We start from the raw sequence: 23444 nt of genomic DNA, 5'->3' as shown, positions 1-23444 counted from the left end.
GCGCCCGGTACCCTCCCGCGACGGAACGTCCGTGTCTCTCCGTGACGTCTTTTGTGAGCGCGATGACGGGGTATGACCTGCAGTGCACCTTCCTTCACCCGCATCGCCGTACCCCGAGGAGACCACGTTGAGCGGCAAGGACGAGGAGAAGAAGCTTCTCGACGGACTGTGGGTCGACGACTCCCAGCCGGAGCGGCCGGTCCTCCTCGACCAGGAGGGCGGCCCCCTGCGCACCTGGCAGGAGAACTACCCGTACACCCGCAAGCTCGGCCGCAAGGAGTACGAGCGCAGCAAGCGGCTCCTGCAGATCGAACTGCTGAAGCTGCAGAAGACGGTCCGCGACCAGGGCCGCCGCGTCGTGGTGCTCTGCGAGGGCCGCGACGCGGCGGGCAAGGGCGGCACGATCAAGCGCTTCACCGAGCGGCTCAACCCGCGTGGCGCGCGCGTGGTGGCGCTGGACAAGCCGTCCGAGCGGGAGTCGGGCCAGTGGTACTTCCAGCGCTACGTCGCGCACCTCCCGAGCGCCGGTGAGATCGTCTTCTTCGACCGTTCCTGGTACAACCGGGCCGGTGTCGAGCCCGTCATGGGCTTCTGCACGCCGGGCCAGCACCAGCAGTTCCTGGAGCAGGCGCCCTTGTTCGAGCAGATGCTCACCGACGACGGCATCGTGCTGGTCAAGTTCTGGTTCTCCGTCTCCCGCGCCGAGCAGCGCACGCGGTTCGCCATCCGCCAGGTCGATCCCGTCCGCCAGTGGAAGCTCTCCCCCACCGATGTCGCCTCGCTCGACCTGTGGGACGCGTACACGCGCGCGAAGGTGGAGATGTTCCGCGCGACGGACACCAGCCATGCGCCGTGGACGGTGGTGAAGACGAACGACAAGCGCCGCGGACGCCTTGAGGCCATGCGTCACCTCCTGCTGCGCTTCGACTACGAGTCCCGGGACGAGGCCGCGGTGGGCAAGGCCGACCCGCTCGTCATCGGCCCCGCCGACACGCTGCTGGAGACCGGCGAGGAGCCGACGGACCTGTCGCCCAGCCGGCTCGCCGACTACCACGAGGGCCCGGGGCAGCATCCGCGCCCGGCCGGTCCCGCGCCCTCGTCCGAAGGGTGACGGGGGCGGCGTCCGCCCCCCGGGGGACGTCAGCGCGGCCGGCGGATCCGGATCGGGCCACGCGGCTCGTCCGTGGTGACGCGGCGCCCGCCCTGCGTGATCTCGACCTCGCCCGCGTCCGCGAGCCGGCGGGCCGCCCGGCGGGCCGGCTCCATCAGCTCGCGCCAGCCGTCGTCCTCGCCCTCGTACACCGCGCGGGCGGCGTCGGACGGGCAGATCGACGACGACGGATCACGCCGGTCCAGCAGTTCGGTGATGGCCCGCTCCAGGCGCCGTTCCGTCGTCCGTCCGCTCTCGTCGTTCACCGTTCCAGTCTCCCACCGACGGCGTCCCCCGCCACCGCACGGCCGGGGCGGGCGACGCCGTTCCTGCGCCGTGCCGGATTCGGCGCCCGTGCCCGGCGAGGGGGTACGCGCTCAACTCCCGTTGTCAGTGCCGCCCTCTAGAGTGAATACATCGCTCGGAAACAGCGGAGGGGGAGCGGAATCATGTCCGCAAACAGGATTCAGCACAAGGTGAATCACGTCGCGCTGGTGGTGGACTGTTCGGGTTCCATGCGGCCGCACCAGAATCAACTGGTGCGCGTGGTGGACGAGTTCGTGGCGGGCCTGAAGGCCGAATCCGACAGCCTCGGCCACGAGACGCGGATCAGCCTCTACTCCTTCGACCACCGGGTGGAGAATCTGGTGTGGGACATGGACGTGAAGCGCCTGCCGTCCATGCGCGGGCTGTATCAGGTCAACAATGGCGCGACGGCGCTCATCGAGGCCTCCTTGAAGTCCCTGGACGACCTGGGACACATCTGGGAGGAGTACGGCGAGCACAGTTTCCTGCAGATCGTGGTGACGGACGGCGAGGAGAACGCGTCGGGGGGAGACCGGCGGCACGACGGGGACATGACCGTCCTCGGCCCCTGGCTGGACCGGATCACGACGCGGATGGGCGGTCTGCCCGGCCACTGGACCTCGGCGATCCTGGTTCCGAACTCCCTGGCCAAGCGCACCGCGCAGAACTACGGCTTCCCGGCGGGGAACATCGCGATCTGGGACGCGGACTCCCAGAAGGGCGTCGAGGAGGCGATCGGCACGGTGCGCGCGGCCGCGACCAGCTTCCTGCGCGGGCGTGAGCAGGGGGTGCGCGGCACCAAGAACCTCTTCGCGGTCGGCCAGGACATATCCGTCGACGACGTGCGCGCCAGCCTCGAACCCGTTCCGGCCGACCGGTACCGCCTCCTGAAGGTCGACAAGGAAGTCGAGATCCGCCCCTTCGTGAATTCGCACCCCGGGGTGACATACGAACGTGGCGCCTGTTATTACCAATTGGGAGCGCGGGCCCAGGTCCAGCCGAACAAGGAAGTCATCGTGGTCGAGAAGGACACCGACCGCGCCTACACCGGCGACGCGGCACGCAATCTTCTCTTCGGTACGGGAATTCAGGGGACTGTGTCCGTGAAGGCGGGCAACAATCCGAAGCTGGAGGTGTATGTGCAGAGCCGTTCGGTCAACAGGAAGCTCAAGCCGAATACGCGGTTGCTCATCATGTTCTGAGCCGGCGGCAGAATGTTCTGAGCCGGCAGCAGAACAGACCGGGATTGCTGCTCCGGTTCACGCCGACGGGCGCAGTGCGCGCAGGCGCTGGTCCAGTTCCCGCTGGTAGAAGTCGATGAAGCCGTCGGGGTCGGGGCCGGCGTTCTGCATCACCAGCCGGTCGAAGCCCGCGTCCACGAAGGGCTGGGCGACCTCCACGAAGCGTGCGGGGTCACTGCCGCACGCGAACTGCTCCAGGATGTCCTCGGTTCGGACCGTGGTCGTGGCGGCCTCGAAGTTGGCCGGGTTGGGCAGTTCGCTCATCACCTTCCAGCCGGTCACCGCCCACCGGGAGGTCTTGAGCGCCGCCCGCGCGGCCGTGTCCGCGTCGGGGGCCCATGCCATGGGCACCTCGGCGTAGCGCGGTCCGTCACCGCCGGCCGCACGGTAGGCGTCGACGATCGCGCTCTCCGCGTCGGTCGCGAAGAGTCCGTCCCCCAGCTCCGCGGCGATCCGGGCCGACAGCGGGCCCCCGGCCGCCACGGCGATGACCGGCGACTGTGGCGGCAGGTCGAAGACCCGGGCGTCGTCGAGCTTCAGGTACCGGCCGTGGTAGGAGTGGTAGCCGCCGCTCCAGAGCAGGCGGATGATCTCCAGCGCCTCCCGCATCCTGGCGTGCCGCTCCGGCACGGAGTTCGGGAACCCCTCACCGGTGACGTGCTCGTTGAGCCGCTCCCCCGACCCCACGCCGAGCGTGAACCGGCCGTCCGAGAGCAGGGCCAGCGTGGCGGCCGCCTGCGCGATGATCGCCGGGTGGTAGCGGACCGTCGGGCAGGTCACTCCGGTGGCCAGACCGATGCGTTCGGTCTTCGCCGCGATCGTGCCGAACACGGTCCAGGCGAAGGGCGAGTGCCCCTGTACGTCCAGCCAGGGATGGTAGTGGTCGCTCATCTCCACGAAGTCGAAACCGGCCTGTTCGGCGAGCACGGCCTGACGCACCAGTTCGGCGGGGCCGAACGCCTCCGCGGCCAGCTTGTAACCGATCTGCACGGTTCCTCTTTCCTGTCGGTGTCCCCGTCGGCGTCACCGTCGGTGTCCTCGGCCGCTGCCAGGACTTGCGGACATGCTGGTCGGAGCGGGTCGGGGAGGTGACGCTGCCACGCCGACGGGGAGCGGCCGCGTCACCGGGATGGGGCACGGACCCGGCCGGGGGCGGCGCGCGGGCGGCGCGCCCGCGGGCCGGGTCCGGAACTGCCGGGTCCGCGCACGTTTCGTGCCGTGGCCCCAAGGACAGGCGCCTTGTACACGATGATCACCACAACCGTCGCGGCGCGCGACCGGCAGCGGCGGACAGGAGGCGCGATGCGGACGGACGGCCCCAGCGACAGCACGGACGCGGCCCCGGGCCGCTTGCGGCGGCGCGCCTTCTTCGCGGCCGGCACCGCGGGCGCGGCCACCCTCGCGGTCGGCTGCGGTACGTCCGACGCGCCCGCCGACGACGCGGCGGCCCCCACTCCCTCGGCGCGTACCTCGCACTCCCCTACCCCGACGCCCACCCGCCGCCGCCCCGAACTGCCCCGCGGCGGGCGGCGGCTCTTCCCGGAGCACCGGCTCGTCGGCTACTGCGGCCTGCCCGGCGCCAAAGCCCTCGGCCGGCTCGGCACCGGCGACCTCGACGACCGCGTCACGGAGATCGAACGCCGGGGCCGTGCCTACGCCGACGGCCGCACGGTACTGCCGGTCCTCGAACTGCTCGCGGTGGTCGCCAGTTCCGGCGCCGGGCCCGACGGCCGGTACCGCAGCCGCACCCCGGCGAAGACGATCCGCGCCTTCCACGAGACGGCACGCGCCCACAAGGCCCTGCTGCTCCTGAACATCCAGCCGGGCCGGGCCGCGGCCCTCGACGAGGTGAAGGCGCTGCGCGAGTGGCTGGTCCACCCGGACGTCGGCATCGCCCTGGACCCGGAGTGGGAGATGGGCCCCGACCAGGTGCCGGGTGACAGCTACGGACACACCACCGGGGACGAACTCACCCGTATCGCGGCCTACTTGGCCTCACTCGTCGACGAGCACGACCTTCCGGAGAAGGCCTTCGTCTACCACCAGGTCGCCTCGTCGGTGGTCAGGGACGAGGACCGGCTGAAGGTTCCGGCGGGGGTCGCGGTCGTGAAGAGCGCGGACGGGATCGGCTCGCCGCGGCTCAAGCGCGACACGTGGAAGCAGCTGGTCAAGGTCATGCCGCCGCGGCTGCACACCGGTTTCAAGCTGTTCTTCGAGGAGGACGCCGAGGGCGGCGGCCGTCTGATGACACCGGACGAGGTCCTGGCCCTGACCCCGCGCCCCGCCTACGTCATGTACGAGTGAGAGCGGGCGGGGCTCAGTCGAGGGGCGGCAGGGCGAGCCACTCCTGCCAGGTGAGGTCGCGGCCGACGAAGCGCGGCTGCCGCAGCGGCCAGTCGGCGGCGATCCATTCGGGCACGAGCGCGTCGAGCGCACGCTCCGCCGCGGTGCCGACCAGCTCGTCCACCACCCACCAGGAGATCTCGGCGTCGGCGCCGGTCCGCTCGGGCGGGTCGATGTAGACGCAGCCCAGGAGGACCGTCTCCTCCTCGTCCAGCAGGGCGTAGTTGAACGACTCGTGGGCCGCTATCTCCTTCTCGTGGCGCAGCAGGTCGACGCGGTCCGCCTCGTAGGTCATCGTCGCGGCGGGCCAGCCCCAGGCGGGCCCGAAGATCTCGAACAGGCGCTCCCGGGAACCCATCACGGCCGGATAGTCGATCGCGGCGTCCGCCTCCCTGATCGGCCGCAGATGGAACGGGGTCGCGGGTACGGGCACGCGGACAGGGTGGACGAAGTCGTCAGGCAACCAGCTCATGAGCGGCGAGAGTACAGCGACCCGGGACGCCGCCGTACGGAATTTTCTCCCTCGGCGCCCGCCGTGCCCGGGCCGTCCCCGCAAAGACCCCCGGCCCCAGAGTGATCAGCGCCACACTCGTCGAAGCACTCGCGCAGGATTGACCGGCGTTTTCGGGGACACTCCCCTCCAGGATGTGCTGCGGGGGCGGTCGTATCACTGGGGAGTGTCAGACCGCCCCCGCGCCGTTCCTCAGACACCGCCCCGCCGGGGGCGCCGTGGAACCGCGCGGGATCAGCCTCGGCGTCGGCACCTGGCGGGCCCCGGGGCGGGCCCCGGTCAGGACGTCGTCCAGGGCGCGGGCGGCCTCGGCCCCGAAGCCGTGGATGTCGTGGCTCATCGCCGACAGGGTCGGCCGCGTCAGGCGGCACAGCTGTGAGTCGTCCCAGGCCAGCAGGGAGACGTCGGCGGGGACGCCGAGGCCGAGCTCGGCCGCCACGGCGAGTCCGGCGACGGCCATCAGGTCGTTGTCGTAGACGATCGCCGTGGGCCGCCGCTCGGCGGTCAGCAGCGAGCGGGTGGCCCTGGCCCCCGCCTCGCCGGAGAAGTCCGTGGACAGCTGCCGCGCCGCGTCCAGACCCGCTCGCCGCGCCGCCGCGCAGAAGGCGGCACCGCGGATCGCGCTGTGGCCGAGTTCGGGAGAGCCGCCGACCCGGGCGACGGCACGGTGACCGAGCGCGGCCAGGTAGCGCACGGCCTCGGTGATCGCGGTGGCGTCGTCGGTCCACAGCGCGGGGAACGGCCCGGTGAGCGAGGGGTGCCCGATGGCGACGGCCGGCATGCCGATCCGGGCGAGCAGCGGCCCGCGGGGGTCGTGCTCGCGGAAGTCGACGAGGACCGAACCGGCGGTCCGCCGGGTCCGCCACCAGTGGCGCTGGAGGTCGATCTCCTCGTCCAGGCTGCCCACCAGGCGCAGGAGCAGGGCACCGGACCCGGCCGACACCACGCTCTGCACACCGGAGATGAACTCCATGTAGAAGGGCTCCAGGCCGAGTTGGTGCGCGGGTCTGCGGAGGACGAGCCCGACCGTGCCCGACTCCGGGCGGCGCGGTGAGCGGCTCGCCGCCCGTGGCTGCCGGCCCAGCGAGCCAGCGACCGCCAGGATCCGGGCCCGGGTCGCGGCGGACACCCCCGGCTTGCCCTGGAGGGCCGCGGAGACGGCGGCCCGCGAGACTCCGGCACGGTCCGCCACGTCTCTGATGGTCACCTGATGACGACTCATGAGGTCCTCAGCATAGACCGGTTGAGACCTTCTCCCATGGGGAGTGACCGACCGAAGGCGTCATATTACTGGCCCTTTACTTAACTTGCTCAACGTCTAGACAACGATGTCCGCGGTGTGCAGAGTGGCCCGCCAGCACGGTCAAGGCACCCCACCCTGACGGAAGGGACCTCCTCTCATGCACAGCATCCCGGTGCTGCGGGCGCGCGGTCTGACCCCGCTCGTCGCCCTCCTCGCCGCCGCGCTCGTGGCCCTGACCCTCACCCCCGACGCCCAGGCATTTCCCGGCCGTTCCCGGCAGCAGGTGATCGACTACCTGCGCTCCATCAGCGGTTCGCACATCGTCTCCGGTCAGCACAACAAGGAGCCCGCGAGCAACCCCGGGCAGTACACCCAGCAGGTCAAGGACGTCACCGGCCAGTACCCGGGGCTGTGGGGCGGCGACCTGATGTTCAACGCCGCGGACGTGGCCAACCGGCAGCGGGTGATCGACCAGGCGAGGACCGAGTGGGCCAACGGCTCGCTGGTGGCGCTGACCTGGCACGTCTGCCCGCCGACCATGGGCAGTTCCTGCGCCTTCGAGGGCGGCGTCAAGTCCGGCATCTCGGACGCGCAGTTCTCCCAGGTCGTCACGGACGGCACGGCCCTGAACACCGCCTGGAAGCGCCGCCTCGACGAAGCGGTGCCCTACTTGCAGCAGTTGAAGACGGCGGGCGTGCCCGTCCTGTTCCGCCCGCTGCACGAGATGAACGAGTCCTGGAACTGGTGGGGGCACCGCCCGGGGGCCGACGGCAGCGCGAAGCTCTACCGGATCACCCATGACTACCTCGTGACCAAGGGCCTGACCAACCTGATCTGGGTCTGGAACGTCCAGGACAACCCGGCGGGCAACTGGGCGAGTTACTACCCGGGCGCCGGCTACGTCGACGTGGCGTCCCTCGACGTCTGGTACAAGAACTACCCGAGCACCGCCGACTACCAGCAGTTGCAGACCATCGCGGCGGGCAAGCCGATCGCCCTGGCCGAGATGGGCAAGATCCCGAACGCGGCGCTGCTGGACGGCCAGACCCGCTGGGCGTACTTCATGATGTGGTCGGAGCAGCTGCGGGGGAACAACAGCAACGCCGAACTCCAGGCGGGCTACTTCCACCCGCGCGTCCTCAACCAGGGTGAGGTCCAGCTGCCGTGAGCGGTGGGCGCGGGGGCCCGGCCCGGCCGGGCCGGGCCACCGCGCCCTCCTGCTCAGGGGTGGTGCGGGCGCGGCGCCGCCGTGGAGGCGCGCGGGGTCAGCGACGGCATGGGCACCGGATGGGAGGTGACCGTCCGGCCCTCGATGAGGTCGAACAGCACCCGCGTCACGTCCGCGCCGAACCCGTGCACGTCGTGGCTCATCGCCGACAGGGTCGGATGCGTCAGACGGCACAGCTGCGAGTCGTCCCAGGCCAGCAGGGACAGCTCGGCCGGCACGGAGACGCCCATCTCGGCGGCGACCCCGAGGCCGGCCACCGCCATGATGTCGTTGTCGTAGACGAGGGCGGTCGGCCGCTCCGCGCGCAGCAGCAGCGACCGGGTGGCCCGTGCCCCCTCTTCCCCGGCGAAACCGGACGCCACCTGCAGCGAGCCGTCGAGCCCCAGGGACTCCATGGTCCGGCGGAACGCCTCCTCGCGGATGGCGCTGTGGCCGAGCCCCTCGGGGCCGCCGACCCGTCCGATCCGGCGATGGCCGAGGGCGGCCAGGTAGCGGACGGCCTCGCCCATCGCCGTGGCGTCGTCGGTCCACACGGACGGGATGCCGCCGGTCAGGTCGGGGTGGCCGACCGCCACGGCGGGCATGCCCAGCTTCCTGAGCGGCTCGATCCGCGGGTCGTCCCGGTCGAAGTCGACCAGGACGGAGCCGCCGACCTGCCGCTCGCGCCACCAGGTCTGCTGGAGCTCGATCTCCTCCTCCCTGCTGCTGACCAGGCGCAGGAGCAGGGAGCAGGAGCGCTCGGCCAGCACGCTCTCGATGCCGGAGATGAACTCCATGTAGAACGGTTCGAGCCCGAGGAGCCGGGCCGGTCGGCACAGGGCGAGGCCGACGGTGTCCGTGGTCTGCCGGGAGAGGCTGCGGGCCGAGGAGTTCGGTGCCCAGCCCATCTCCCGGGCCACCGCGAAGATCCGCTCACGGGTCGCCTCGGAGAGCCCGGGTTTGTGGTTGAACGCGATGGAGACCGCACCCTTGGACACTCCGGCGGCGGCGGCGACGTCCTTGATGGTGACGCGCTGCGTGGGTGCGCTCACGCGGGTTCCACGCAGAAGAGGGCGGCCCGGACGGCGTTGGCCCCGGCGCCCCGCGCGCCGTGCAGCCGGATGCGGGTGCTCTCGCCGGGGAGGAGTGTGGTCGGTCCGCTCCCGGCCCGGGCGTCGGGCGCGATGCGGTCGGCCTGCAGCAGCAGGTCGCGGACGAGGGTCTGGGCGGTCACCACGATGTCGACTGTATCCCGCCCCTGGCCGATGGTCTCGACGGCGACCTCGAAGCGGGGCTGCGGATAGGCGAACTCGTGGTCCCGGGCCTCGAAGTGCAGGGCGCGCAGACCGTCGGCGTCGGCGACCAGGTACTCCTTGGCCGAACCGGTGGCCGGGGTCACCTCCGGCGGCACCCGCAGCCGCAGGACCTCGCGGGGCGGGGCGGTGAGTCCGAGCGAGACCCGGGCGGCGAGGGTGCCGTCGGCCCGCATCAGGCGCAGCGTCACGTCGCAGCTCCACGGGGTGCCGCCCTGGTTGACCAGGACGAGTTCGGGACCGTCGGCGCCCGGTTGCAGGGTGAGCAGCCGGTCGGCGTAGAGGCGGCGCAGCTCGTGGTAGAGGGGTTTGGGCCGGCCGTCGCCGTCGATGGCCGCCCAGGAGCTGACGGGCCAGCAGTCGTTGATCTGCCAGAGGATCGTGCCGGCGCAGCGCGGCCAGTTCGCGCGCCAGTGCTCTATGCCGGTGGCGACGGCGCGCGCCTGGACCAGCTGGGTGAGGTAGTGCCAGCGGTCGAAGTCGTCCTCGGGCAGGGCGAAGTGGCGGGCCGCTCCGCGGTTCAGCTTGCCGTTGCCGTCCTCGGCCTTCTGGTGGTGGAGCATGCCGGGCGAGTCCGGGGCGAGCCGCTCGCCGGGCAGGGCGCGGCGCAGGGTGGCGTAGGCCGGGGGTGCCTGCCAGCCGAACTCGGCGACGAAGCGGGGCACGTGCGCGCGGTACTCGGTGTAGTCCTGCCGGTTCCACACCTCCCACGAGTGGTGGGTGCCGTGGTCGGGGTCGTTCGGGTGGTGGTCCCAGGACCCGGACCAGGGGCTGCCCGCCATGTAGGGGCGGGTCGGGTCGGACTCGGCGACGACGCGCGGGAGCAGTCCGAGGTAGTACCCCTCGCCCCAGGAGTTCCCGGCGAGCGAGGCCTCCCAGTCCCAGTCGCGAAAGCCCCACAGGTTCTCGTTGTTGCCGTTCCACACGACGAGGCTGGGGTGCGGCATGAGGCGGACCACGTTCTCGCGGGCCTCGGCCTCGACCTCGCCCCGCAGCGGCTGCTCCTCGGGGTAGGCGGCGCAGGCGAAGGGGAAGTCCTGCCACACCATGAGGCCGAGCTCGTCGCACGTGTCGTAGAAGGCGTCGTCCTCGTAGAGCCCGCCGCCCCAGACGCGGACCAGGTCGACGTGGGCGTCGGCGGTCTGCTGGAGCCGGGTGCGGTAGCGCTCGGGGGTGACGCGGGAGGGCAGCACGTCGTCGGGGATCCAGTTGACGCCGCGTACGAACATCCGGGTGCCGTTGACGACGAACGTGCAGCCGGTGCCGTGCTCGTCCGCGGTCCGGTCGATCTCGACCGTGCGGAAGCCCACGCGGTGCCGCCAGGAATCGAGCGGGCGGCCGTCGGCGGACAGGGTCAACTCGACGTCGTAGAGCGGCTGCTCGCCGTAGCCGCGTGGCCACCAAAGGCGCACGTCGGGGACGTCGAGGACCAGGGTGAGCAGGTCGCCGTCCGTCTCGGCGCGGGCCGCGGCTCCTGCGACGGTGGCTTGCGCGGTCAGCCGCCGGCCGGCTCCGGCGGCGGTGCGCTCCAGGTCGACGCGGAGCTCTACGCGGCCTCGCGTGCCGTCCACGGTGACCAGGGGCCTGACCCGGGCGAGGCGCGCCGTCGACCAGCGTTCGAGCCGGACGGGGCGCCACATGCCGGCCGTCACCACGGTCGGCCCCCAGTCCCAGCCGAAGCTGCAGGCCATCTTGCGGAGGTACTGGAACGGCTCGGGGTAGGCGTTGGGCCGCTCCCCCACCGCCGCCCGCACGGCGGCCGCCTCGTCGTAGGCCGAGTCGAAGGTGACGCTCAACTCCCCCGCGCGGCCGGTGACGTCGAAGCGGTAGGAGCGGTGCATGTTGCGGGTGCGGCCCAGCTCGGTGCCGTCCAGGCGGACGGCGGCCACGGTGTCGAGGCCGTCGAAGACCAGGTCCGTGCGCTCATGGGTGCCGGTGGAGGTCTGTGCCGCCGCCAGGTCGCGGGTGTACGTCCACGCGCGGCGGCCCACCCAGGCGATCTCCCGCTCGTTCTGCCCGATGAAGGGATCCGGGATCCGGTCGGCGGCGAGCAGGTCGGTGTGGACGCAGCCGGGCACCTGGGCGGGCAGGCGCGTCCCGTCGTGTTCGAGACTCCATCCTGCGCTGAGCTGGGCGGTGTCCTTCATAGTGCGGCTCCAATCGGACGGACGCGGGCCCGGTTCGTATGAGACGCCCGCCAACCTAACCCGTGCTATGTGAACCGGTCTAGTCCTCGCAGTTCAGCAGCACATCTCCGAACGGCCTTACAACAAGGGCGCTTTGCTGGCCTACTGGTGAGGGCCGGTAACGATTGAGCATCGCGGCGGAAATCGAGGCTTTACCGGTTCATTGATGGCTGACATAGTGCCGTCAGCCCGCTGGGCCTGAGCCGTAACCCTCGGAAGGAGTTGGGCACATGAGGACGAAGCCGCTGAGCGCGATGGTGCTGGCCGCCGCTCTGCTGACCGTCACGGGGTGCGGGGGCGGAGGGAGTTCGTCGGGGGAGGCGGCCGACCCGCCCTCCGATCCCGCCGAGGTGACGGGCACCATCACCGTGCTCACCAACCGCACCGACCTCGTGCAGGACGGCACGATGAAGAAGTACGCCGCCACGTTCCGCAAGACGTACCCCAAGGTGAAGGTGGAGTTCCAGGGCATCACCGACTACGAGGGGGAGGTGAAGATCCGGATGAACACCGACAACTACGGTGACGTCCTGCTGATCCCCGGCGTGATCGCCAAGGGTGACTACCCGAAGTTCTTCGCCCCGCTCGGCTCCACCAAGGAGATGGCACGGACCTACCGGTTCACCGGCAAGACCGACGTCGGGGGCAAGACGTACGGCATCGCCAACTTCGGTACCGCCAACGGCTTCGTCTACAACAAGGCCGTGTGGAAGAAGGCCGGCATCGAGGACTGGCCCACCTCCCCGGCCCAGTTCCTCGCCGACCTGAAGCGGGTCAAGGAGAAGACGGGCGCGACGTACTACACGAACTTCAAGGACGGCTGGCCGCTGAGCGGCGCCTGGAGCAACAACGTCGGCTCGGTCAGCTGTGACGGCAAGGCCTGGGACGCGCTGGCCACGACCGACAAGCCGTGGCGGCCCGGCGGCGAGCTGCGTGTCAACGACACGCTCCTGTACGACATCGTCCACGACAAGCTCGCCGAGAAGGACCCCACGACCACCAACTGGGAGGACTCCAAGACCCAGTTGGCGAAGGGCAGGATCAGCAGCATGATGCTGGGCTCCTGGGCCGTCAACCAGATGCGCGGGGCCGCCACCGCGGCCGGGGAGGACCCGGACGACATCGGTTTCATGCCCTTCCCGGCCCAGAAGGACGGCACCTTCTGCGCGACGCTGGTCTCCGACTACCAGCTGGCCGTCAACACCCACTCGGACCACAAGCCGGCCGCCCGTGCCTGGATCGACTGGTTCACGGAGAAGTCCGGTTTCGCCGCGAAGGAGGGGGGCGTCTCGGCCCTGACCTCCATGAGCTTCCCCGAGGTCCTGAAGCCCTTCCAGGACAACGATGTCAAGCTCGTCGAGCGCTCCGAGGCGCAGACGGAGCAGGTCAACGCCATCGACGACGCCGCCGAGATCGGTCTCGCCAAGCCCGACTACCGGCAGAGGCTCATCGACCTCGCCCGCGGCGCCCAGCGGGGCTCCCTGGCCGAGTACTTCGCCGAGCTGGACAAGCGCTGGGCGGAGGCGGCGGCGGTCGCCGGGAACTGACGGAGTCGCTCGTCGCTCGTCGCTCGTCGCGGACCACGAAAGGGCCGTTCCGCATGACTGACACCACATCGAAAGCGCCGCCGGCACCCGGGCCGCACCGCGTGCCCGTCCGGCGCCGCCCCCACCCGAGCCCGCCACGCCCCCGCTCCTGGCGCGACCACCCGCTGCGCCGGATCACCCCCTGGCTCTTCCTGCTCGCGCCACTCGCCCTGCTGATCACGTTCACGTACGTCCCGGTGGTCGACATGGTCCTCTACAGCTTCACGGACTGGGACGGGGTGAGCCCCGACCGGACCTTCACCGGCGTGCGGAACTACACGCAGCTGTTCACCCGGCCCGAGCTGTTCCGGGTCTTCTTCGTCAGCTTCTACTACCTGGCCGCGTCCGCCGTGCAGATCGTGCTCGCGCTCTACTTCGCCACGGTCCTCAGCTTCGACCTGCGCTTCCGCAACCTCTTCAAGGGCATCCTCTTCTTCCCGTACCTGATCAACGGCGTGGCGATCGGTTTCGTCTTCCTCTACTTCTTCCAGGACGGCGGCACCCTCGACTCGGTCCTCGCGCTGTTCGGCGCCGACGGGGACCACGCCTGGCTCGGCACCTCGGACGCGGCCAACACCTCGCTGGCCGGCGTCTCCGTGTGGCGGTACACCGGCCTGAACTTCGTACTGTTCCTGGGGGCCATCCAGTCGATCCCCGGGGAGCTGTACGAGGCCGCGCAGCTCGACGGCGCGAGCCGCTGGCAGCAGTTCCGGCACATCATCGCGCCGGGCATCCGCCCCGTCCTCAGTCTCAGCGTCATCCTGGCGGTCTCCGGCTCGCTGGCCGTCTTCGAGATCCCGTACATCATGACCGGCGGCTCGACCGGCACCTCGACCTTCGTCATCCAGACGGTCAAGCTCGCCTTCCAGTTCAACAAGACGGGCCTCGCCTCGGCCTGCGCCGTGGTGCTGCTCCTGATCATCCTGCTCGTCACCTGGATCCAGCGCCGGCTCGTCCCCGACGACAAGGTGGACCTCGTATGACCACGCTCACCACCGACCGCCGGTCCGCCGCCCGCGGCAGGCCGCGCATCGGCACGGCGCTGACCTACCTGTCGCTCGTCGCCGCCTCACTCGTGGTCCTCGTACCGCTCGCCGTCGTCTTCCTCACCTCGCTCAAGTCCTCCCGCGAAGTGGCCGACGGCAGCGGCGCGCTGAGCCTGCCCGACGACTGGACCCATCTGTCCAACTACGCCACGGCGTTCCGCGACGGGCACCTGCTGACGGCGTTCGGGAACACCGCGTTCATCCTGCTGTTCTCGCTCACCGGGACCGTGCTCATCGGCTCCATGACGGCGTACGCGATCGACCGCTTCGAGTTCCGCCTCAAGAAGACCGTGATGGCGCTGTTCCTGGTCGCGACGCTCGTGCCCGGGGTGACGACGCAGGTGGCGACCTTCCAGGTGGTGAACGGCTTCGACCTGGTCGACTCCCGCTGGGCCCCGGTCCTGCTCTACATGGGCACCGACATCGTCTCGATCTACATCTTCCTGCAGTTCATCCGCGGGATCCCGACCTCGCTGGACGAGGCCGCCCGGCTGGACGGGGCGAACACCTTCACCATCTACCGCAGGATCATCCTGCCGCTGCTCAAGCCGGCGATCGCGACCGTGGTCATCGTCAAGGGCATCACCACGTACAACGACTTCTACATCCCCTTCCTCTATCTGCCGTCCGAGGACAAGGGGACGATCTCCACCGCCCTCTTCCGCTTCAAGGGGCCGTTCGGCGCGCACTGGGAGGCGATCTCGGCCGGGGCCGTCCTGGTGATCCTGCCGACCCTGCTCGTCTTCCTCTTCCTCCAGCGCTACATCTACAACGGCTTCGCCCAGGGGGCGACCAAGTAGGCGCGAGGGGCGGGCGGGCTACGGGCTCCTCCCGGGACGCGGATCATCAAGTCGGCGTAGGTGAGGGGGTGTTGGCGAATACGGCGCACCCTTGAGGGGTTGTGTAGAAAGTGTGAGCGAATCAGTATGAGGCGCCACGCCGTCGGGTCGAACGCCGACCGCCGGCGGTCCGTTCCCGATCGTTGCCGTCTCTGCCTCGTCCCCGGAAGGGATTCGTCATGCCGGAAGCTCAGCCCCCGCTCTGGCTCCAGGGCCGGTCCGCGGTGATCGCCGCCGCGGACGCCGCCGACTGGCGCGAGGGCGTGCCGGACTACCACCTCTCCCACACGGTCATGCCCGGCCAGCGCAGCACCCGGCACGCCCCCGGGTCCCTGGAGGCGATCGTCGAGGGCGTCGTGCAGGTCTTCGAGATGGAGGTCTCCCACAAGCACGATCCGGCTACCTGGGTGTCGATGGTCGCGGACCGGTTCCGTACGCGCGTCAACGGCGGTCCCTGGGCGGACGCCCGGGAGATCACGGACCGCGGCAGCTACAACGTCCTGATCGGCGACAGCGTCTTCTACGGCGCGGAGACCTTCGAGTCCTCGCACCACGTCTTCCACCAGGCCTTCCCCGGGGGCTTCTACTGGGAGGTCACCGACGTGGTGTCGGGGCCGCCGGCGATCGCCTTCAAGTGGCGCCACTGGGGCGCCTTCGAGGGGTCCTACCAGGGGTTCGACGCCACCGGTGAGACCGTCGAGATGTTCGGGATGAGCCTCGCCCGCGTCGACGACGAGCTGCGACTGCTGGAGGTGGAGCACTTCTACGACCCGAACGCGTTCCTGGGCAAGCTGACCGGGGGCTGCCCGGTGACCGGGGCCGGCGGCCGGGACTGAGCGCGCCGGGGGCACGGACCTGCCGGGCGGGGCCGCCCCCGGCCGGCGGGTCCGTGCCGCCGGGCCGTCAGTCCGCGCGGCGGCTCAGGCGCCCGGGCCACCAGGCCTTCGGGCCGATGTCCCGGACCAGCGCGGGCACCAGCAGCGACCGCACGACGAGCGTGTCGAGCAGCACCCCGAACGCCACGATGAACGCGATCTGCACGAGGAACGCGAGCGGGATGACACCGAGGGCGGCGAAGGTCGCGGCCAGCACCACACCGGCCGAGGTGATGACCCCGCCGGTGGCGACGAGGGCCTTGAGGATGCCGTCGCGGACCCCGTGCTCCAGCGACTCCTCGCGGGCCCGGGACATCAGGAAGATGTTGTAGTCCACGCCGAGCGCCACGAGGAACACGAACCCGTACAGCGGCACGGAGGCGTCCGTGCCGCTGAAACCGAAGACGTGCGGGAAGACGAGGGACGCGATGCCCAGCGTGGCCGCGAAGTTGAGGGCGACCGTCGCGACCAGCAGCAGCGGCATCAGGACCGAGCGGAGCAGTCCGACGAGGATGACCAGGATGATGAGCAGGACCACGGGGACGATGAGCGCCCGGTCCCGTTCCGCGGTGTGCTGCGTGTCGTACTGCTGCGCGGTGTAGCCGCCGACCAGGGCGTCGGCCCCGTCGACGCCGTGCAGCGCGGAGCGGAGCCGGGCGACCGTCGCCTTGGCCGCGTCGCTGTCGGCGGCGTCCTTCAGGGTGACGTCGACGCGGATCCTGCCGTCCACGACGCGGGCCGGTCCCGCGCCGGGCCTGCCCTGTTCGTTCAGGGCGGCCGCGGCGGCCACTCCCCCGGTCCGCTCGGCCCGGGCGGTGACCTCCTTCTCGTGCCGCGCGTCGGCGATCACCACGGCCGGGTTGCCGGAGCCGCCGGGGAAGTGCTCGGCCAGCGTCGCCTGGGCGGCGACCGACGGCGCGTCGTTGACGAAGATCTCGTCGAGCGGCACCCCCTTGGAGTCCAGGGTCGGGGCGAAGGCGGCGCACACGAGCAGGGCGCCCAGGGCCACGGCCCAGATCCTGCGCGGCGCCTTGCGCACCGCGTGCGCGACCCGGGACCACACGCCGTGGCCGCCGCCCGCCGCGTCGGCCGGGCGCGGACGCGCGGGCCAGTACGCGGCGTTGCCCAGCAGCACCAGCACCGCGGGCAGGAACGTGAGGGTGCTCAGGACCGCGCTGACGATGCCGATGGCGCCGACCGGGCCGAGGGCGCGGTTGTTGGTGAGGTCGCTCAGCAGCAGGGCGAGCAGGCCGAGGGCGACCGTCGCGGCGCTGGCGACGATGGCGCCGGTCGAGCGGCGCAGCGCGGCCCGCATGGCGGCGAACCGGTCGGCGCGGGCGGCGAGTTCCTCGCGGTAGCGGGCGGTCAGGAGCAGGGCGTAGTCGGTGGCGGCGCCGATCACGAGGATCGACAGGATGCCCTGCACCTGCCCGTCGACGCGGACGACGTCGTCGTCGGCGAGGACGTAGACGACGGCGCAGGCGACCCCGAGGGCGAACACCGCACCCAGGATGATGACGAAGGGCAGCAGGACGCTGCGGTAGACCAGCAGCAGGATCACCAGGACCGTGACCAGGGCGACCACCAGCAGCAGTCCGTCGATCCCCGCGAAGGCCCCGGAGAGGTCGGCCTGGCTCGCCGCCGGTCCCGCCACGGCGACCGTGGTGCCCGCGACCCCGGCCGCGACGTGTTCGACGCGGTCGAGGGTGGGTGAGAGGTCGTCGCCGAGGTCGGGCCGGAGCTGGACGACGCCCTGCAACGCCTTGTGGTCGCCGGAAGGAACCGCGGGCGACACCTTCCCCACCACGCCGGGCGTCCCCTCCAGCCGGGCGAGCGCGCGCGTCGCCCGGCCGCGCTGGGCGGCGTCGACCGTGCCGTCGTCGGCGGCGGTCCAGACGACGATCGCGGGCAGCGTCTCGTCCTGCTGGAAGGCGCGCTGGGCGTCGATCACCCGGGTGGACTCGGCGTTGCGGGGCAGGAACGCCGCCTGGTCGTTGGTCGCGACCTCGCCGAGCCGGCCGGCGTAGGGCCCCAGAGTGCCGCCGACGGCGAGCCAGACGATCAGCAGGACGAGGGGCACGAGCCAGCGTGTACCTCGTGTGGTGCGGGACATGGTTCTCCCAAGGCAGGCAGCGGGAACAACAAACTCAATGGAAAAGTATCTCAATGATTGAGTTATACGGGGAGCGGGTGCCCCTTCTCTCAGTCGCTTCCGCGGGGGATGCCTCCGTGGATGCAGGCGGCTCCGCTACGTCTGCGGACTCCTGGTCTCCGAGAGTTCCTCGTTAAGGTCGCCCAGAAACCTCAGCACCACGGCCAGTTCGGGTGCGCTGTACCCGCCGCGGACCCGGTCGGCCGCCTGCGCCAGGGGCCCGAAGTACCGCCGCGCCCGTGCCTGCGCCCCGGGTACGTAGCGCAGATGGACGACCCGCCGGTCCGTGCTCTCGCGGACCCGGGTGACGTGGCCCGCCCGCTCCAGCCGGTCCACGCAGGCGGTGACCGCCCCGGAGGTGAGCCCGAGGCGCTGGCGGAGCGCGCCCGGGGTCAGCGGCTCGGCGGAGTCCAGGATGGCGGCGAGCGCCTGGACGTCCGTGGGGTGCAGCCCCTGACCGGCCGCGAAGCCGTGGACGAGGCGGTTCAGTTCGCCGTTGAGCCGGCGCAGCTGTACGCCGAGGGCCTGCAGATCCGGGTGGGGTTCCGCGGCCGGCCTGTCTGGTTCACGACTTTCCACCCGGCCACCCTACCGACGCTCCTTCGGCCTCCGGCTCCGCTGTGGATCACCGGCGTCCGCTCCCGCCTCGCCGCCGTGACCGGGCCCGGGGCCCGCGCCGGACTCGGCGCTGGACGACTCCTGCTCGCCCCCGGCCGCGGTGTCCGCGCCGACGAGGTAGTCGAACGTGCCGGTGATGGTCAGCAGCCGGTCCAGTCGCGCGGAGCGCTCGACGATCTCCAGCGCCGCCTGCCTGGCGTCGAGCCTGCGGCGCAGTCCGAGCAGCGTGGACAGGCCCATCGAGTCGACGCCGCTGAGACCGGCGCAGTGCAGCCGCAGCACCCGGGTGCCGGGGTGGTCGACGAGGGCCTGGTCGGTGTACGCGGTGAACAGGGCGCTGGTGTCGTAGTCGAGGGCGCCGTCCACCTGGAGGGTGAGCACGCCGTCGCGCGAGCCGGTCACGCCGAGGTCCAAGGGGGTGTAGGTGGTCATGCGGGCCGTCCTGGTCCGGGAACGGTCAGAGTCGAGCGGGCCGCCGACAGGATGCCGGTGGCACGGGGGAAGTCCTTCAGCTGGTGCAGCAGTGAGTCGACGGCGGGCAGCAGACTCTGCGGGGGCACGCGCCTGGCCTCCAGGATGCCCGCGGTCCAGCCGACGAACGTGGTGAAGAGGTCGGCGTCGTCGACGTACAGGGCGGTGACCAGGTAGTTGACGATGTGGCCGATGTCCTCGGCCGTGCGCTCCCGCTGCGCGTCGCTGTAGGAGCGCATCGGCGGGAAGGCTTCCTCCACGTCGGTGAGGGTCTGTTTGACCAGCTGCCGTCGCCCCTGTCCCACCAGGGTGTACTCCTGGTCGGACAGGTGCGGCAGGTCCAGGTCGGGCAGACGTGCCGCCTCGGCGGTGGGCCGGACGAGGCCCTGTTCCAGCAGGGCGTGCGCGCCGATGGCGTCGGGGGCCCAGGCCGCCTGCATCCGGTGGGCGTAGCGGCCCTGCGGGCCGAACGCGGCGCCGCCCGCCATGACGGGGGTCCCCGTGGCCTGGCAGGCGCTGATCGCGGTGTGGGCGGTGGGCAGATGTGCCGGGATCGACGAGGACAGCAGGACGGCGTCGCATCTGCGCTGGTGGAGGTGGGCGATGAGGTGCGGGGTGGGCACCTGTGCACCGAGGTAGTCCACGCTCCAGCCCCGCAGGCGCAGGACCTCGGCGACCAGGCGGGCGGGGAGGGCGTGCCATTCGCCGTCCACGCACGCCACCGTCAGCCGGCCGCGCGACGGGCGGCCGGCGAGGGCGGGCGCGGCCATGTCGGCGACGGCGGAGACGCATCTCTCGTTGATCGCCGTCGCCGCGTGCTCCTGCGCGACGGTGATCCGGTCGGCCGCCCACTCGACGCCGACACGTTCCTGCACGGGCGCGATCAGTTCGAGCAGGGCCCGCTCGGCCGCCGCCGGGGTCCGCTCGGAGTCACTCTCACCCACGGCGAACCGGGCCAGCGCGACCGCATGGGTGTCGTCGCAGTCCAGCAGGGCCGACCACAGCTGCTCGCGCAGCTCGTCGTAGGTGAGCGCCTCCGCGGCGCCCGCACCCGTCTCGCGTGTCGTCATGCTGTGAACCTGCCCCGAGTATGCCCGTCCACCGCGGTGAGGTGGTTGTTTCGCGGTGCCGTGATCGCCAGCAGCGCCATGTCGTCGTGCGGCCCGGTGCCGACCCACTGCGCGGCGGTCATCTGCACGTACTCGGTGACGGCCTCGGCCGGCAGGCCGGCGCACTGCGCCAGCGTGTTCCGCAGCCGGTCCTCGCCGAACATGGTGTCGCCGAGCGGGCCGCCGTGCGCCTCGGTGACGCCGTCCGAGTACAGCAGGCACGTCTCCCCCGGCGCCAGCTCCACGGTCGCGGTGGTGACCTTGACCATGTGCGTCGGCAGCGCGCCGATCAGCATACCCATGGTGTCGGCCTCCTCGACCCGGCCGTCGGTCCGCACGATGAGCGGGGTGGGGTGCCCGGCACTGGAGACCCGCAGCCGCACCCGGCTGCCCTCCCGCTTCACGGAGGCCAGGGCGAGGGTCGCGAAGCGGGTGTGGTGCGAGGTCAGCAGCGCGTTGTTGAGCAGCGTGAGAATCCGGTGGTGATCGGCGGCGAAGGGCAGCAGCGCCTCGATCGTGTTGCGGATCTTGCCGGTGAGCACGGCCGCTTCCAGCCCCTTGCCGCACACGTCACCCAGGACCGCGAAGGTCTCCTCGTCGTCGCTGCCGGCCGGGTACACGTCGTAGAAGTCACCGCCGATCCGCTCGCCGGCGGCGGCCGCGCGGTAGCGGCCGGAGAAGTCGACGCCGCGCACGCCCTGCAGCACCGGTGGCAGCAGCTCCCGCATCAGCACGTCGGTGATGTGGGTCTGCTCCGCGTATATCCGGGCGGCCGACAGGGCCGCGCCGGCCCGGGCGGCGAACAGCCGGGCGAACGCCTCCTCGGCGTCGGTGAAGGCCGCTTCCTCGCTGTGGCGCATCATCACGATGGCTCCCGCGGGCAGTCCGTGCCCGGGCAGCGGGACGACCACGACCGAGCCGATCCGGCCGCCGTCGGCGGTGAACTCGGGGGGAATCGCCCACTGCGGCACCTGGGCCGGGTCGATCCAGCGCGAGGGCACGGGCGGGAAGCCCATCAGGGCCTCGGACAGCCCCGGCAGGTCGCCGGGCTCCAGCACGATCTTCTCCTGGACCACCTGTCCGCCGGTGACACAGCGGGTGACCGGATAGGTGCGGCCGCTGCGGACACCGACGATGACCGCCGCGTCCGCGAGATGCTGGGCAGCCATCCGGGCGGTCACCTCCATGCACCGGTCCGCGTTCAGCGACGCCAGCAGTTCGCTGGAGATCTCCTGAAGGACGCGCGAGCGGGTCCGCTCATTCTCCAGTTCGTCGTGGGCGGAGCGCAGGTCGCCGTCGTCGACCAGCCACCAGGAGACGGCGCCGTCGCTGCCGCGGCTGGGAAAGGCGTCCACCGTCCTGCCGTCGACCCGGCCCCGGGCCACCGGCGGGCTGGTGTGCTCGCTCCTGAGCGCCTCGCTGTGCGCCTCGGCCAGCCAGGAAGGAGCCGTGTCCACGAGCAGCGCACCGGCGCGGAGCCCGTCGAGGAGGGCACCTGCCTGGTCGTTGCAGGACAGGACGCGGCCCGCCGCGTCCACCGTGACCGTCGGATACGGATCACGCGGACGGGGAACGGCGTCTGCTGCGCCTCGGGAGCGCACCGGCTCCGTGGGGGAGAACATCACGAGGGGCTGACCCGCGCACTGCGGGTCCCCACCACCTTTCGCCTGGGACCTCAGGACAACAACCGACCCTGCGGGCCACGGCTGTGTCGTGGGCGGGCCTCGGCATCGATCAGTACAGTTTCCATAGGGCAACAGTTGCACGGACGGTGCTTCATGGGCAACCACTCTTCCGGCTGACAGTCGGCCATCGAGGGTAGGTACCTCGTACGGCGATCCTTATGCCTCGGCGCCGCGACCGAACCAGTCCAAGCACACCACGAGCGCGTCGTCGTCAGCGACCGCGTTCACATAAGCCGCCAGTTCCTGCAGGATCGCGCGCGGCACCGCCGAGGCCGGCAGGAGGCTCGCCGCCTGGATGGCGCGCGCGAGCATACGCTCCCCGTACTCCTCCCCCGTCTCGGACAAGGCGGCGTAGACGCCGTCACTGACGAAGAGCAGCCGGTCACCCGGGCGCACGTCGAACTCTTGCACGACATAGTCGGTCTCCTCGAACATGCCGAGCGGCAGCTGCGCCTCGAAGGGGATCTGCTCGACGGCCATGCCCCGCTGGCGCCACAGCTGCGGCGAACCGGCGTCGACCGCCTGCACCCGTCCGGTCTCCAGGTCGAAGGAGAGCAGCAGGGTCGCCACGTGCTCCTCGCCGCGGTGCTGTGCGTAGACCGCCTGGTCGGCGAGGGCGGCCTGATCGGCGATGCCGATCCCGGCGCGGCGGGCGTTGCGCAGCGCGTTCACCGCGAGGTTGGTCAGGAGGGCGGCCTCGATCCCCTCGCCCATCCCGTTGGTGATCGTCAGGGTCAGCGACTCGCTGGTCACGGACCAGTCGAAGTTGTCGCCGTGGATGGCGTACGCGGGCTCCAGCTGTGCGCCGATCGCGTACTCGGGGCGGGTGCAGGCCCGGCCCGGCAGGAGCTGCCACTGCATCTCGGCGGCCAGGGTCAGCCGGCTGGCCCGGCGGGCCTGCAGGTAGACGTCGGTGTCGCGGTCGGCGACGACGATCTCGCGCCCGAGGATCTCCGCGAGAGCGGTGAGCTCCGCGATCTCCTCGGGCGTGCATCTCTCCTCCGGGACCCGTACGGAGAGGATGCCGAGCCGGTCCCCCCGCACGGTCACAGGGAGGAAGAGATCCACCCCGTCCTCGCTCCGCACGGCGCTGCTGTGCGGGTCCTGGCTGGCGAAGGCCCGGCCCGCCGGGCTGTCGTGCAGGGGCAGCGGGGTGGCGGTGTGCGGCAGCTCGGTCACGGGCTGGAGCACGGTGAGGCCGTAGTCGGCCATCAGCAGGTCGACGCGGAGCGCTCCGTAGTGCTCGGTCAGGGCCGCGCGCACGGCGTCCAGCAACTCGAACGAGGAGGCGGCGCGGACAGCGCGCTCCGCGGCCAGGAAGTTCGTCACAGCAGCCTTCTTCAAAGTCGAGCCGGCTGCCGAGCGGGAGATGAGATGGTCACGACCACGATCCTGCACCGCGCCTACGAGCCGAGCGGGAACGCAAAGCACCGAAAAAACACCAATAAGACCGAAACACTGCAAAAAGCTTAGAACACTCGACGCCGCACGCACCAAACACCGGGAACCGTTGTCATGCGGCAACTGTTGAGGGAGTGTATCCCGCGCCCGGGGCCGCCGGGC

The 23444-nt window shown here is 71.2% G+C and carries 20 protein-coding genes; 8 read left to right on the top strand and 12 right to left on the bottom strand.

Features of this window, described 5'->3' with window-relative positions:
* Window positions 1-127 precede the first annotated feature (127 nt).
* Entirely contained in the window at window positions 128-1111 is a 984-nt protein-coding gene (gene ppk2, locus ACIBW6_RS03910; protein WP_399056267.1) for a polyphosphate kinase 2, read from the top strand.
* Between the two features lie 29 nt (window positions 1112-1140).
* On the opposite strand, the gene ACIBW6_RS03905 is transcribed toward ppk2, so the two are convergent.
* Window positions 1141-1416, bottom strand: coding sequence for a DUF3253 domain-containing protein (locus ACIBW6_RS03905; RefSeq protein WP_399056265.1), 276 nt, complete (start codon window positions 1414-1416; stop codon window positions 1141-1143).
* 183 nt (window positions 1417-1599) lie between these two features.
* On the opposite strand from ACIBW6_RS03905, the gene ACIBW6_RS03900 reads away from it, so the two are divergent.
* Complete coding sequence (locus ACIBW6_RS03900; RefSeq protein ID WP_399056263.1) at window positions 1600-2658, top strand: VWA domain-containing protein; 1059 nt, start codon at window positions 1600-1602, stop codon at window positions 2656-2658.
* 57 nt (window positions 2659-2715) lie between these two features.
* On the opposite strand, the gene ACIBW6_RS03895 is transcribed toward ACIBW6_RS03900, so the two are convergent.
* Window positions 2716-3687, bottom strand: coding sequence for a TIGR03557 family F420-dependent LLM class oxidoreductase (locus ACIBW6_RS03895; protein WP_399056261.1), 972 nt, complete (start codon window positions 3685-3687; stop codon window positions 2716-2718).
* A 258-nt stretch (window positions 3688-3945) separates the two neighbouring features.
* Here ACIBW6_RS03895 and ACIBW6_RS03890 point away from each other — a divergent pair, with 258 nt between their 5' ends.
* Entirely contained in the window at window positions 3946-5001 is a 1056-nt protein-coding gene (locus tag ACIBW6_RS03890; protein WP_399056258.1) for a hypothetical protein, read from the top strand.
* 13 nt (window positions 5002-5014) lie between these two features.
* Here ACIBW6_RS03890 and ACIBW6_RS03885 read toward each other — a convergent pair whose 3' ends face one another.
* Window positions 5015-5512, bottom strand: a complete 498-nt coding sequence (locus tag ACIBW6_RS03885; protein WP_399056256.1) for a GNAT family N-acetyltransferase — start codon at window positions 5510-5512, stop codon at window positions 5015-5017.
* 208 nt (window positions 5513-5720) lie between these two features.
* On the bottom strand, window positions 5721-6773 hold the full coding sequence (locus ACIBW6_RS03880; RefSeq protein ID WP_399056254.1) for a LacI family DNA-binding transcriptional regulator: 1053 nt from the start codon (window positions 6771-6773) through the stop codon (window positions 5721-5723).
* 178 nt (window positions 6774-6951) lie between these two features.
* Here ACIBW6_RS03880 and ACIBW6_RS03875 point away from each other — a divergent pair, with 178 nt between their 5' ends.
* The gene (locus tag ACIBW6_RS03875) at window positions 6952-7962 is read left to right on the top strand and encodes a glycosyl hydrolase (RefSeq protein WP_399056252.1); all 1011 of its coding nucleotides are present in this window, start codon (window positions 6952-6954) and stop codon (window positions 7960-7962) included.
* A gap of 53 nt (window positions 7963-8015) precedes the next feature.
* Here the strand turns inward: ACIBW6_RS03875 and ACIBW6_RS03870 are convergent, their stop codons facing one another.
* Together ACIBW6_RS03870 and ACIBW6_RS03865 are read right to left on the bottom strand one after the other, a co-directional pair.
* On the bottom strand, window positions 8016-9053 hold the full coding sequence (locus tag ACIBW6_RS03870; protein WP_399056250.1) for a LacI family DNA-binding transcriptional regulator: 1038 nt from the start codon (window positions 9051-9053) through the stop codon (window positions 8016-8018).
* Window positions 9050-11461 (bottom strand): glycoside hydrolase family 2 protein, encoded by a 2412-nt coding sequence (locus tag ACIBW6_RS03865; RefSeq protein WP_399056248.1) that lies wholly within the window; start codon window positions 11459-11461, stop codon window positions 9050-9052. The genes ACIBW6_RS03870 and ACIBW6_RS03865 overlap by 4 nt, the downstream gene beginning before the upstream one ends.
* A 269-nt stretch (window positions 11462-11730) precedes the next feature.
* Here ACIBW6_RS03865 and ACIBW6_RS03860 point away from each other — a divergent pair, with 269 nt between their 5' ends.
* The 4 genes from ACIBW6_RS03860 (at window position 11731) to ACIBW6_RS03845 (ending at window position 15807) form a co-directional block, all read left to right on the top strand.
* The gene (locus ACIBW6_RS03860; protein WP_399056246.1) at window positions 11731-13047 is read left to right on the top strand and encodes an ABC transporter substrate-binding protein; all 1317 of its coding nucleotides are present in this window, start codon (window positions 11731-11733) and stop codon (window positions 13045-13047) included.
* A gap of 53 nt (window positions 13048-13100) precedes the next feature.
* A complete protein-coding gene (locus tag ACIBW6_RS03855) occupies window positions 13101-14069 on the top strand; it encodes a carbohydrate ABC transporter permease (protein ID WP_399056244.1) in 969 nt (322 codons plus the stop codon).
* Window positions 14066-14932 (top strand): carbohydrate ABC transporter permease, encoded by an 867-nt coding sequence (locus tag ACIBW6_RS03850; RefSeq protein ID WP_399056240.1) that lies wholly within the window; start codon window positions 14066-14068, stop codon window positions 14930-14932. The genes ACIBW6_RS03855 and ACIBW6_RS03850 overlap by 4 nt, the downstream gene beginning before the upstream one ends.
* 218 nt (window positions 14933-15150) lie before the next feature.
* The gene (locus ACIBW6_RS03845) at window positions 15151-15807 is read left to right on the top strand and encodes a SnoaL-like polyketide cyclase (protein ID WP_399056238.1); all 657 of its coding nucleotides are present in this window, start codon (window positions 15151-15153) and stop codon (window positions 15805-15807) included.
* 67 nt (window positions 15808-15874) lie between these two features.
* Here the strand turns inward: ACIBW6_RS03845 and ACIBW6_RS03840 are convergent, their stop codons facing one another.
* From ACIBW6_RS03840 to ACIBW6_RS03815, 6 genes are all read right to left on the bottom strand, one after another.
* Complete coding sequence (locus ACIBW6_RS03840; protein WP_399056236.1) at window positions 15875-17959, bottom strand: MMPL family transporter; 2085 nt, start codon at window positions 17957-17959, stop codon at window positions 15875-15877.
* Between the two features lie 135 nt (window positions 17960-18094).
* The gene (locus ACIBW6_RS03835) at window positions 18095-18577 is read right to left on the bottom strand and encodes a MarR family winged helix-turn-helix transcriptional regulator (RefSeq protein ID WP_399056235.1); all 483 of its coding nucleotides are present in this window, start codon (window positions 18575-18577) and stop codon (window positions 18095-18097) included.
* Between the two features lie 9 nt (window positions 18578-18586).
* Window positions 18587-19048: an STAS domain-containing protein gene (locus ACIBW6_RS03830; protein WP_399056233.1), complete on the bottom strand. Its 462-nt coding sequence runs from the start codon at window positions 19046-19048 to the stop codon at window positions 18587-18589.
* Window positions 19045-20157: a B12-binding domain-containing protein gene (locus ACIBW6_RS03825; protein ID WP_399056231.1), complete on the bottom strand. Its 1113-nt coding sequence runs from the start codon at window positions 20155-20157 to the stop codon at window positions 19045-19047. Before ACIBW6_RS03825 ends, ACIBW6_RS03830 begins: the two co-directional genes overlap by 4 nt.
* The gene (locus ACIBW6_RS03820) at window positions 20154-21818 is read right to left on the bottom strand and encodes a PP2C family protein-serine/threonine phosphatase (RefSeq protein ID WP_399056229.1); all 1665 of its coding nucleotides are present in this window, start codon (window positions 21816-21818) and stop codon (window positions 20154-20156) included. The genes ACIBW6_RS03825 and ACIBW6_RS03820 overlap by 4 nt, the downstream gene beginning before the upstream one ends.
* Before the next feature lie 219 nt (window positions 21819-22037).
* A complete protein-coding gene (locus ACIBW6_RS03815) occupies window positions 22038-23210 on the bottom strand; it encodes a PP2C family protein-serine/threonine phosphatase (RefSeq protein ID WP_399056227.1) in 1173 nt (390 codons plus the stop codon).
* Window positions 23211-23444 lie beyond the last annotated feature (234 nt).

Source organism: Streptomyces sp. NPDC049813, assembly GCF_044465085.1.
In the GTDB taxonomy this organism is placed as follows: domain Bacteria; phylum Actinomycetota; class Actinomycetes; order Streptomycetales; family Streptomycetaceae; genus Streptomyces.
This window is presented reverse-complemented; position numbering and strand designations above follow the sequence as displayed.

Excerpts from the sequence above, each read along its gene's own strand:
- ACIBW6_RS03900 (WP_399056263.1), top strand. The coding sequence starts at position 1,600 with ATGTCCGCAAACAGGATTCAGCACAAGGTGAATCACGTCGCGCTGGTG.
- ACIBW6_RS03890 (WP_399056258.1), top strand. The coding sequence starts at position 3,946 with ATGATCACCACAACCGTCGCGGCGCGCGACCGGCAGCGGCGGACAGGA.
- ACIBW6_RS03885 (WP_399056256.1), bottom strand. The coding sequence starts at position 5,512 with ATGAGCTGGTTGCCTGACGACTTCGTCCACCCTGTCCGCGTGCCCGTA.
- ACIBW6_RS03880 (WP_399056254.1), bottom strand. The coding sequence starts at position 6,773 with ATGAGTCGTCATCAGGTGACCATCAGAGACGTGGCGGACCGTGCCGGA.
- ACIBW6_RS03875 (WP_399056252.1), top strand. The coding sequence starts at position 6,952 with ATGCACAGCATCCCGGTGCTGCGGGCGCGCGGTCTGACCCCGCTCGTC.
- ACIBW6_RS03865 (WP_399056248.1), bottom strand. The coding sequence starts at position 11,461 with ATGAAGGACACCGCCCAGCTCAGCGCAGGATGGAGTCTCGAACACGAC.
- ACIBW6_RS03860 (WP_399056246.1), top strand. The coding sequence starts at position 11,731 with ATGAGGACGAAGCCGCTGAGCGCGATGGTGCTGGCCGCCGCTCTGCTG.
- ACIBW6_RS03855 (WP_399056244.1), top strand. The coding sequence starts at position 13,101 with ATGACTGACACCACATCGAAAGCGCCGCCGGCACCCGGGCCGCACCGC.
- ACIBW6_RS03850 (WP_399056240.1), top strand. The coding sequence starts at position 14,066 with ATGACCACGCTCACCACCGACCGCCGGTCCGCCGCCCGCGGCAGGCCG.
- ACIBW6_RS03845 (WP_399056238.1), top strand. The coding sequence starts at position 15,151 with ATGCCGGAAGCTCAGCCCCCGCTCTGGCTCCAGGGCCGGTCCGCGGTG.
- ACIBW6_RS03840 (WP_399056236.1), bottom strand. The coding sequence starts at position 17,959 with ATGTCCCGCACCACACGAGGTACACGCTGGCTCGTGCCCCTCGTCCTG.
- ACIBW6_RS03830 (WP_399056233.1), bottom strand. The coding sequence starts at position 19,048 with ATGACCACCTACACCCCCTTGGACCTCGGCGTGACCGGCTCGCGCGAC.
- ACIBW6_RS03825 (WP_399056231.1), bottom strand. The coding sequence starts at position 20,157 with ATGACGACACGCGAGACGGGTGCGGGCGCCGCGGAGGCGCTCACCTAC.
- ACIBW6_RS03820 (WP_399056229.1), bottom strand. The coding sequence starts at position 21,818 with ATGTTCTCCCCCACGGAGCCGGTGCGCTCCCGAGGCGCAGCAGACGCC.